We start from the raw sequence: 9,108 nt of genomic DNA on the forward strand, positions 1-9,108 counted from the left end.
GCCGTGGCCGTGGACCGGGGGAACCTACGCCGGGTCGTCGGGGTGTCCACCGCCGTCGTCGGCGCGCTCCAGGCCGCGACGGTCGTCGTCGCGGTCCGCAGCGGTCGGCGGGACTACGCCGACGGGGTCTGGGGTCCGGGCCTCGCGGCGGTCGCCGTGACCGGGGCCGTCGTCGGTCGGGGCGACCCGTGGCGCCGCTGGGCGCTCGCCGCGGCGACGACGGCCTGGGCCACGCGGCTCGAGCGGCTCATGCTGGGCCGCCTGCGCGGCGCGGACGAGGAGGACGAGCGGTACACCGAGTTCCTCGAGGGCGACCCGACACCGGTCGTCGTCGCCAAGGTCTTCGGCACGCAGGCGCTCGCGCAGATCCTCGTCTCCGCGCCGCTCCAGCTGGCGGCCGCGAGCCCCCTGCCGCGCGGCCGGCGTCGATGGCTCTTCCCCGTGGGGCTCGGCGTCATGGTCCTCGGTGGCGTCGTCGAGGCCGTGGCCGACCGCCAGAAAGCCGCCTTCACGGCCGAGAAGCAGCGCGCGAAGGATGCGGGGGAGGAGGCGCCGGAGATCCTCGACTCGGGTCTCTGGGGCTGGTCGAGGCACCCCAACTACTTCGGCGACTCGCTCGTCTGGGACGGGGCCTGGCTCGCGGCGGCGGCCTCCGCACCCGGCGGCTGGACCGTCCCCGCGCCCATCGCGATGTCCTACTTCCTCGTGTACGCCACCGGCGCCAAGCGGACGGAGGACCGGATGGAGGAACGGCCCGCCTACCGCGACTACCAGGACCGGGTCGCGTTCTTCCTCCCCCGCCCGCCGCGCTCGCGCTGACGTCCGCCGCCGCGTCGAGATCGGGCCCGATGGGTCAGCGGCGCCAGCCGTCGCGGTGCGGGGGTTCCGGGGACGACTCGGGGTCCTCGGCGGTGAACGGACGGCTCCCGGGGACCTTGCGGAGCACGTCCTCACCCGTGAGCACCCCGGTCGGCAGCGGGGCCGACGCGCACGCCCGGCGCAGGTCGAACAGCCGCAGCGGGGCGGGCGACGCGACGAGGACGACGTTGCCGAACCGCCGCCCCTTGAGCACCTCGTGCAGCCCGACGAGTGCGACGTTCCCGAACGTCTCCTGCGCCCCCGCGACCACCCGGGCGACCCACCTCAGTCCCCGCTCGTCGGCGAGGTTCGCGAGGAGCAGGCCGTCGGGCCCGAGCACCCGCGCGACGTCCGCCAGCCACTCCGTGGTCACGAGCGCCCCCGGCACCCGACCGTCGGCGTACGCGTCGAGGACGACGAGGTCGGCGCTGCCGTCGGCGAGCGCCCCGACCCCCTCCTCCCCCCGCTGCGGGCGCACCCGGATGCGGTGCCCGCGCGGCAGCGGCAGCTCGCGCCGGACGGCGTCGGTGAGGTCGGCGTCGGGCTCGAGGACGATCTGCGGCGACCCGGGACGGGTGTGGTGCAGCCACCGGGCGAGCGTCAGCCCGGCGCCGCCGACGTGGGTCGTGCGCAGCCGCCCCTCGGGCGCCAGGACGTCGACGGCGAGCGCGAGGTGCTGGACGTACTCGAAGGCCAGGACCGTCGGGTCCTCGAGGTCGACCGCCGACTGCGGGTGCCCGTCGAGGACGACCGTGACGACCCCGTCCTCGTCCTCGAACCGCGCGCCCACGCCAGCCGAGACTACGGTGTCCCGGTAGCGTCGGGTCCATGCCGCCCCGCCGTCGAACGAGCCCCGACCAGGGCCGCGCCGCGCTCGCCGCGTGGCGCGCCGAGGCCGAGGGCATCGACCGCTCCACCCGCGCCACGGCCGTCCGGTTCACCCTCGAGGAGCTCGGTGAGCGCGCCCCCGGCAACAGCGTCGAGGTCCGCGTCCCGCCGTACGGCGTCGTCCAGTGCGTCGAGGGACCGCGGCACACCCGCGGCACCCCGCCGAACGTCGTCGAGACCGACGCCGAGACGTGGCTGCTCCTCGTCATCGGCCGTACGACGTGGGCCGACGCGCTCGCGAGCGGGGCGCTGCGGGTCAGCGGCACCCGGGCCGACCTGTCCGCCCTGCTGCCCCTGACCCGGGGGGACCGGCCGTGAGCGGGCTGCGGCACGGTGTCGTCCTGCTCACCGACGAGCCGTGGCGGCAGACGGCGCCGCGCTGGCGGGCCGTCGAGGAGATGGGTTTCGACCACGCGTGGACCTACGACCACCTCGTGTGGGGCGGCCTGCCGGACAGCCCCTGGCGCTCGGCGATGCCGACGCTCGCGGCCGCAGCCGGCGTCACCGGGCGGATCGGGCTGGGCACGTTCGTGTCGTCGCCGAACCAGAACCACCCGTACACCTACGCGCGGGACGTCATCACCCTCGACGACCTCACCGACGGACGGTTCCTCTGCGGCGTCGGGACCGGCGGTGACCTCGACGCCCGGCTCCTCGGGTCCGACCTCGCCCTGCGGCAGCGGGTCGACCGCTTCCACGAGTTCGTCCCCCTGCTCGACCGGCTGCTCCGCGAGGACCACGTCGACCACGACGGCGACTGGTTCACGACCCGCGACGCGCGGACCCTGCCCGGACCGGTCCGGCACCGGGTCCCGCTGCTCGTCGCCGCGAACGGCCCGCGGGGACTGCGGCTCGCGGCCGGGCACGGCGACGGCTGGGTGACCTACGGCGGGAAGGGCGACACGCTCGACGCGTGGTTCGCGCACGTGGCGGGCCTCGTCGAGCGGTTCGACGAGGCGCTCGACGAGGCCGGCCGGGGCCCGGTCGCCCGCTACCTCTCCCTCGACTCCTCGCCGCGGTTCAGCCTCGGGTCCGCCGGCCTCTACGCCGAGATGACCGGCCGCGCCGCCGCGCTCGGGTTCACCGACGTCGTGAGCCACTGGCCGCGCGACGAGGGCCCGTACGCGGGCGACCCCGCCGTCCTCGAGGAGGTGGCGGGGTCGCTGCGGTCGGCCGGGTGACCGACGGGGAGGGGAGTCAGCCGAGGGCGAGGACGACGATCGGCTCCGTCGTCGGCGCGTCGGACCCACCGGCGGGCTCGACGGTGACACCGACGGCCGCCGCGCGGGAGAGGTCGCCCTCGAGGACCGACTGGCCGCGCCCGTCGTCGGGCTCGATGAACCCGGCCGAGCGGGCGACCTCGTCGGTGCCGACGTACCAGAGCTGGTAGGTCATCCCGTCGGGTGCCGGGGGGACACCCGTCATCGAGATGGCGGAGCGGCCCAGCTCGCGGCTGTACGTCAGCTCGGCGGACAGCTCGCCGCGGCTGCTCGTGACGGTCGAGCTGTCCGGTGCCTGCTGCACCTCCTGGACGGCCGTCAGCTCGGGCTCCTGCGAGGTCCACGCGTCGACGCCGACCCCGCCGACGGCGAGCACCGCGGCGGCCGCGGCGGCGGCGATCCACGTGGTGCGGCGGCGGAAGAGCGGCACGACCTTCGCGTGCCGGGCGACTGCGGCGCCCTCGCCCGCCACGGGCTCGGGCTCGTCGTGGGTGGGGGCGGTGGACGCGTCGCCGCCGACCGGCTGCGCGGCGTCGTCGACGACGAGCGGCGGCAGCGGACGGACCTGCCCGATGCCGGCCAGCACCGCGGTCCGCAGCGACGCGGGCGGGGCCGCCTCGGTCAGCGCGGCGAGAGCGTGCGCTGCCTCGGTGAGCTCGTGGACGTCCGACTGGCACGCACTGCACAGCGACAGGTGCTGCTCGAACGCCGACCGCTCGTCGGTGTCGAGGGCGTCGACCGCGTACGCACCGCTGAGGTGGTGAAGGTCGGGGCTCATGCCGTTACTCCCAACGTGTCCCGGAGACGGATGAGTCCGTCCCGGATCCTGGTCTTCGCTGTTCCGAGGGGCAGGTCGAGCAGCCGGGCGACCTCGGTGTGGGTGTATCCCCCGAGGTAGGCGAGCTCGACGGCGCTGCGCTGCGCCTCGGTGAGGGTGTCGAGGGCCTTGCGGACCCTCGCGGCCTCGATGGAGGTGTGTGCGGCCTCGGCGGTGGCGTCGAAGTCGACCTCCTGGGTCGCGCTCGCGTGGGCGTCGTCGCGTCGGCGCGACGCCTCGCTGGAGCGGACCCGGTCGACGGCCGCACGGTGGGCGATGGTCATGAGCCACGAGAGCGCGGTGCCCCGTCCGGCGTCGAACCGGGCGCTGGTCCGCCAGACGTCGAGGTACACCTCCTGGGTGACCTCCTCGGACATGGCGGGGTCGCGCACGATCCGCAGGACGAGGCCGTAGACGCGGCGAGAGGTCGCGTCGTAGAGGCCGGCGAAGGCCTCCTCGTCCCCCCGGGCCGACCGACGGAGCAGGTCCGTCAGGTCGGGTCCGCGGGCAGCCGCCCCCTCGGAGTCCGTCACGGGCGGGTCCGAGGAGGCGGCTGTCATGCGGTCCATCATGGCTGACGGATCAGCTCTCGGGGACGAGAACCTGGTCGATGATGTAGACCGTGGCGTTCGCGGTCTGCACGTTGCCGCAGACGACGTTGGCCATGCCCGGGTCGACGGTGAAGTCCTCGCCGGAGCCCTCGACGGTGATCGTCGTGCCGTTGAGCGTCTCGTGCTCGCCGGCCAGCTCGTCCGGAGCCAGGCGGCCCTCGACGACGTGGTTGGTGAGCACCGTGGTGAGCAGACCCTCCGGGTCGGCCATCGCGGCGTCCAGGGTCTCCTGGCCGAGCGCCTCGAAGGCGTCGTTCGTCGGGGCGAAGACGGTGATGTCCTCGGCCGAGTTCAGGGTGTCGCCGAGGCCGGCCTCGCCGACCGCGGTGACGAGGGTCTCGAGGACCGGGTTGTTCGACGCGGCGGTGGCGACCGGGTCCTGGGCCATGCCGTCGAACGAGCCGGCGCCGTCGGCCGGGACCGCGTCGCAGGCGGCGCCGAACGGACCGTCCATCGCCATGTCGTCCTCCGAGGGGCTCTCGGACGGGGCGGCGGAGGTGGCGGGGGCGGTGCTCTCGGCGCCGGCGTCGGTGCTGTCGGCGTCCGAGCCGCAGGCGGCGAGGGTCAGGGGGAGGGCGAGCGCCATGGCGGCGACCGTCATACGGGAGGTGCGCATCGGAGGTCTCCTTGCGGGTGGGGTTCTGCTTCGTACACGTGTGGTTCGGCCTCCCGAGGGCGGTGGATTGGCCCCCGGGAGGAAATCTTCGTGACGGAGGTCACGATCCGGTCACGCTGCGGCACAACGGAGCCGGGACGAACGACGACGCCCCCGCCGCGGGTGCGGCGAGGGCGTCGGACCGGGGTGCGACCGGGGCTCAGGCGACGGTCATGACGACCGAGTGCCAGCCCGTCGCTCCCTCGGGGAAGGGCTCCTGGCGCTGCTCGGTCTGGGTCTGCCCGTCCTCGTCGGTGGCGCGCACCTCGAGGGTGTGCCGGCCGGGCTCGGCGTCCCAGCGGTAGAACCACTGGCGCCAGTAGTCGATGTTCGCCTCCGGCCCGAGCTCGGCCTCGCGCCACTCGCCCTCGTCGACGCGGACCTCGACCTTGGCGATGCCGCGCTGCTGGGCCCAGGCGACCCCGCCGATCGTCACCTCGCCGGCGTCGACCGTCGACAGCGGCTTCGGGGTGTCGATCCGGGACTGCGTGTAGATGGGCGCGTCGATGGCCCAGTCGCGCTCGGTCCAGTACGCCTGCTCGGCGTCGTACGTCGTCGCCGTCATCTGCGTGAGCCACTTCGTGGCCCCGACGAAGCCGTAGAGGCCGGGGGTGACGAGCCGGGCCGGGAAGCCGTGCACGGGGGGCAGCGGCTCGCCGTTCATCCCGACGGCGACGAGGGCGTCGCGGTCGTCCATGAGCGCCTGGAGCGGGGTCGAGATCGTCATCCCGTCGGTCGACCGGCTGAAGATCTGGTCGACGCCGCCGCGGACGCCGGCGCGCTCGAGCAGCTCGCGGACCGGGACCCCCAGCCAGCGGGCCGCCCCGACGTACGGGCCGCCGACCGGGTTGGACACGCACGTCATCGTGATGTCCTTCTCGATCATCGGCAGCTCGAGGAGCTCGGCGTAGCTGAGCTCGAAGGGGTTGTCGACGTCGCCGTCGACCGTCAGCGACCAGGACCCCGCGTCGACCCGGGGGATGACGAGGGCGGTGTCGATCCGGTAGAAGGCGTCGTTCGGGGTCCGAAAGGAGGTGATGCCGCGCACCATCTCCTCCAGGCCCTGCGGGAGGGGCTCGAGCGTGTTCGTCGGCGACGGCAGCACGATGTCGGAGGGAGCGCCCCGGCGGGCGACGGTCTGGCCGAGCCCGCCACCGGTGGCGGCGACGGCTCCGAGGCCCGCGGCGGCCGCGATGACGGTGCGCCGTCCGCTCCGGCCGTCCTGGTGGGCGGTGCGGTCCGGCCCGGCGCCCGCGGCGGGGTCGGCGTCGGCCGCCCCGGCCCGGTCGAGGAGGCCGAGGAAGTACTGGGCGGCGAGCACCCCGACGACGGCCGTCACGAGGCCCGGGATGACGTCGACCGGCTGGCTCGTGGGCCGGAAGGCCGCGGCCGCGAGGGCGAGGAGGGCGAGCGCCCCGAGCAGTCCGAGCCCGAGCGAGCGGCGGCTGCGGGCGACGAGCCCGACGGCCGCGGCGAGCACGAGGGTCACAACCGTCACCGAGGCGACGAGGATGGGCTTGTCGGCGGTGCCGAAGGTCGAGACGGCCCACTCCTTGACGGGCGTGGGGGTGGCGTCGATGACCGTCGAGCCGACCGCGAGCACCGGAGAACTCTCGGGGGAGACGAAGCCGGCGACGAGGTGGCCGAGGCCGGCCCCGGCAGCGGCCGCGAGCAGCGTACCGGCCGCGTACCAGGGGCGGCGCGGACGCCGGGTGGCGCTGGGCTGAGTGGTCGTGGTCATGACCGTCGTTCGGAACGAGGGGCCGGGACGGATGGTGCCGCCCCGGCGGGGACGGGGCGTGCTCGACGGGGTGGGCCACCGGTCACGGACCCATCCTCCCGCGGGCTCCCGGCGGGAGGTGCGGCGGTGGTCGCCTACCGTAAGGACCGTGTCGTCCGCCCGCCGCCCGCGCTTCCTGCCGTTCATCGTCACCGGTGCCGTCATCGGGTTCCTCGTCGGTGCCCTGCTCGCCTCCGGTGGCTGGTTCGCCGAGCCGGAGCCGTCGACCCTCCAGGGCACCTACGGACCCAGCGCGGCGGTCGGCTACCTCGGGCTCATCGGGGCCGGCCTCTTCGCGCTGCTCGCGGCGCTCGTGGCCCTCGCGGTCGACTGGTGGTCCCGTCGGTCCTGACCGCCGCGCTGTGTGAGAATCGGGGCGTGCCACGCGGAGACGGACGCCTCAGCCACGACCTCGTCCCCGGCGAGAAGAGCCCCCAGGACGCCTGCGGGGTGTTCGGGGTCTGGGCTCCCGGCGAGGACGTCGCCAAGCTCACCTACTACGGGCTCTACGCCCTCCAGCACCGCGGGCAGGAGTCGGCCGGCATCGCGACCTCCGATGGCAAGCGGCTCCTCGTCTACAAGGACATGGGCCTGGTGTCGCAGGTGTTCGACGAGCGCTCCCTGGCCTCGCTGCGGGGGCACCTCGCGGTCGGTCACTGTCGGTACTCCACGACCGGCGGCTCGACGTGGGAGAACGCCCAGCCGACCCTCGACGGGCACTCCGGCTCCACCGTCGCGCTCGCGCACAACGGCAACCTCATCAACTCCGCGGAGCTGCGCGACGTCCTCGCCGGGCGCCGGGTCGACGGCGCCCGTGGAGAGATGGCGCGCGGCAACACGACGGACACGGCCATCGTCACCGGGCTGCTCACCGAGGACCCGGACCGGACGGTCGAGACGGCGGCCCTCGAGGTGCTGCCGCTGCTGCGGGGGGCGTTCTGCTTCGTCTTCATGGACGAGCACACCCTGTACGCCGCCCGGGACCCCCAGGGCATCCGCCCGCTCGTCATCGGCCGGCTCGAGCGCGGCTGGGTCGTCGCCTCCGAGACCGCCGCCCTCGACATCGTCGGTGCCTCCTTCGTCCGCGAGGTCGAGCCGGGCGAGCTCATCGCCGTCGACGAGGACGGGCTGCGCTCCCAGCGGTTCGCGCAGCCGCAGCCGAAGGGCTGCGTCTTCGAGTACGTCTACCTCGCGCGGCCGGACACGACGATCTCCGGGAGGGTCGTCCACGAGGCCCGTGTGGAGATGGGTCGCGCGCTGGCCCGCGAGCACCCGGTCGACGCCGACCTCGTCATGCCGGTGCCGGAGTCCGGGACGCCCGCGGCCATCGGGTACGCGCAGGAGTCCGGTATCGCCTACGGCCAGGGCCTGGTGAAGAACTCCTACGTGGGACGCACCTTCATCGCCCCGTCGCAGACGATCCGCCAGCTCGGCATCCGACTCAAGCTCAACCCGCTGCGCGACGTCATCCGCGGTCGGCGGCTCGTCGTCGTCGACGACTCGATCGTCCGCGGCAACACCCAGCGCGCCCTCGTGCGGATGCTCCGCGAGGCGGGCGCGGCCGAGGTCCACGTGCGGATCTCCTCGCCGCCGGTGCGCTGGCCGTGCTTCTACGGCATCGACTTCGCGACCCGGGCCGAGCTCATCGCCACCGGGCTCGGCGTCGACGAGGTGTGCAACTCGATCGGTGCGGACAGCCTCGGGTACATCTCCGAGGACGGGATGGTCGAGGCCTCCGGGCAGCCGCGTGACCGGCTGTGCACGGCCTGCTTCAGCGGCGTCTACCCGGTCGCCCTGCCCGAGGACGGGCGGGTCGGCAAGGGCGTCCTCGAGCTGGAGCTGCCGATCGAGACCGGCGACGGGCCCGAGGGCCGGGTCGTCGGCGAGCGGCACCCGCAGCGACAGGGAACGCTCGTCGACCGCCCCTTCACCGACGTCGACGGGGTGTCGACCGGTGCCGGCGGCGGCGCCTCCGAGGCGATCCTGCGCCCCTGACCTCCGGCCGTCCTCGCGCCCGTCACCCTGACGCCCGTCAGCAAGAGCATCGGGCCGGCAGGCGCCGTCGCCCACACGGCCGCCCTCGTTCCCGTCGAGATCGGGCAACACGCAGGTGAGCACCCGGCGGATTCAATCGGTGAGTGCAACGGGGGTGTCAGGCTACGTCGGCGAGGGCTTCGGCGGGGGTGTGCCAGCCGAGGGTCATCCGGGGGCGGTTGTTGAGGCCGTCGGCGACGGTGTCGAGGTCTTCCTGGGTGTGCTTGGACAGGTCGGTGCCTTTG

10 protein-coding genes and 1 pseudogene are annotated in these 9,108 nt (G+C 74.5%); 5 read left to right on the forward strand and 6 right to left on the reverse strand.

Translation table 11 applies throughout. The features are described from left to right. Positions 1–3 precede the first annotated feature (3 nt). Positions 4–819: a DUF1295 domain-containing protein gene (locus KC207_RS15440; RefSeq protein ID WP_249138787.1), complete on the forward strand. Its 816-nt coding sequence runs from the start codon at positions 4–6 to the stop codon at positions 817–819. A gap of 34 nt (positions 820–853) precedes the next feature. Here KC207_RS15440 and KC207_RS15445 read toward each other — a convergent pair whose 3' ends face one another. Next, the gene (locus KC207_RS15445; RefSeq protein WP_211604210.1) at positions 854–1,648 is read right to left on the reverse strand and encodes a spermidine synthase; all 795 of its coding nucleotides are present in this window, start codon (positions 1,646–1,648) and stop codon (positions 854–856) included. Positions 1,649–1,686: 38 nt separating this feature from the next. Here KC207_RS15445 and KC207_RS15450 point away from each other — a divergent pair, with 38 nt between their 5' ends. Continuing rightward, positions 1,687–2,064 carry a sterol carrier family protein gene (locus tag KC207_RS15450; protein WP_211604211.1) on the forward strand — a complete coding sequence of 126 codons (378 nt, stop codon included), beginning with the start codon at positions 1,687–1,689 and terminating at the stop codon, positions 2,062–2,064. Next, positions 2,061–2,927: an LLM class flavin-dependent oxidoreductase gene (locus KC207_RS15455; RefSeq protein ID WP_367616054.1), complete on the forward strand. Its 867-nt coding sequence runs from the start codon at positions 2,061–2,063 to the stop codon at positions 2,925–2,927. Before KC207_RS15450 ends, KC207_RS15455 begins: the two co-directional genes overlap by 4 nt. A gap of 16 nt (positions 2,928–2,943) precedes the next feature. On the opposite strand, the gene KC207_RS15460 is transcribed toward KC207_RS15455, so the two are convergent. The 4 genes from KC207_RS15460 to KC207_RS15475 all read right to left on the reverse strand — a co-directional run bounded on the left by KC207_RS15460 (position 2,944) and on the right by KC207_RS15475 (position 6,790). Further along, positions 2,944–3,744, reverse strand: a complete 801-nt coding sequence (locus KC207_RS15460; RefSeq protein ID WP_211604212.1) for an anti-sigma factor — start codon at positions 3,742–3,744, stop codon at positions 2,944–2,946. Then, positions 3,741–4,343 (reverse strand): ECF RNA polymerase sigma factor SigK, encoded by a 603-nt coding sequence (gene sigK, locus KC207_RS15465; protein ID WP_249138788.1) that lies wholly within the window; start codon positions 4,341–4,343, stop codon positions 3,741–3,743. The genes KC207_RS15460 and sigK overlap by 4 nt, the downstream gene beginning before the upstream one ends. A gap of 22 nt (positions 4,344–4,365) precedes the next feature. Continuing rightward, on the reverse strand, positions 4,366–5,010 hold the full coding sequence (locus KC207_RS15470; protein ID WP_211604213.1) for a fasciclin domain-containing protein: 645 nt from the start codon (positions 5,008–5,010) through the stop codon (positions 4,366–4,368). Between the two features lie 199 nt (positions 5,011–5,209). Then, on the reverse strand, positions 5,210–6,790 hold the full coding sequence (locus tag KC207_RS15475) for a molybdopterin-dependent oxidoreductase (RefSeq protein ID WP_211604214.1): 1,581 nt from the start codon (positions 6,788–6,790) through the stop codon (positions 5,210–5,212). Between the two features lie 148 nt (positions 6,791–6,938). Between KC207_RS15475 and KC207_RS15480 the strand changes: the two genes are divergently transcribed. Together KC207_RS15480 and purF are read left to right on the forward strand one after the other, a co-directional pair. Beyond that, entirely contained in the window at positions 6,939–7,181 is a 243-nt protein-coding gene (locus tag KC207_RS15480) for a hypothetical protein (RefSeq protein WP_211604215.1), read from the forward strand. Between the two features lie 26 nt (positions 7,182–7,207). After that, a complete protein-coding gene (gene purF, locus KC207_RS15485) occupies positions 7,208–8,824 on the forward strand; it encodes an amidophosphoribosyltransferase (protein ID WP_211604216.1) in 1,617 nt (538 codons plus the stop codon). Between the two features lie 157 nt (positions 8,825–8,981). On the opposite strand, the pseudogene KC207_RS15490 reads toward purF, so the two are convergent. Beyond that, positions 8,982–9,108 (reverse strand): annotated as a pseudogene (locus KC207_RS15490) (IS30 family transposase); the annotation flags it as partial.

The organism is Phycicoccus avicenniae, from assembly GCF_018139485.1.
Classification (GTDB): domain Bacteria; phylum Actinomycetota; class Actinomycetes; order Actinomycetales; family Dermatophilaceae; genus Phycicoccus; species Phycicoccus avicenniae.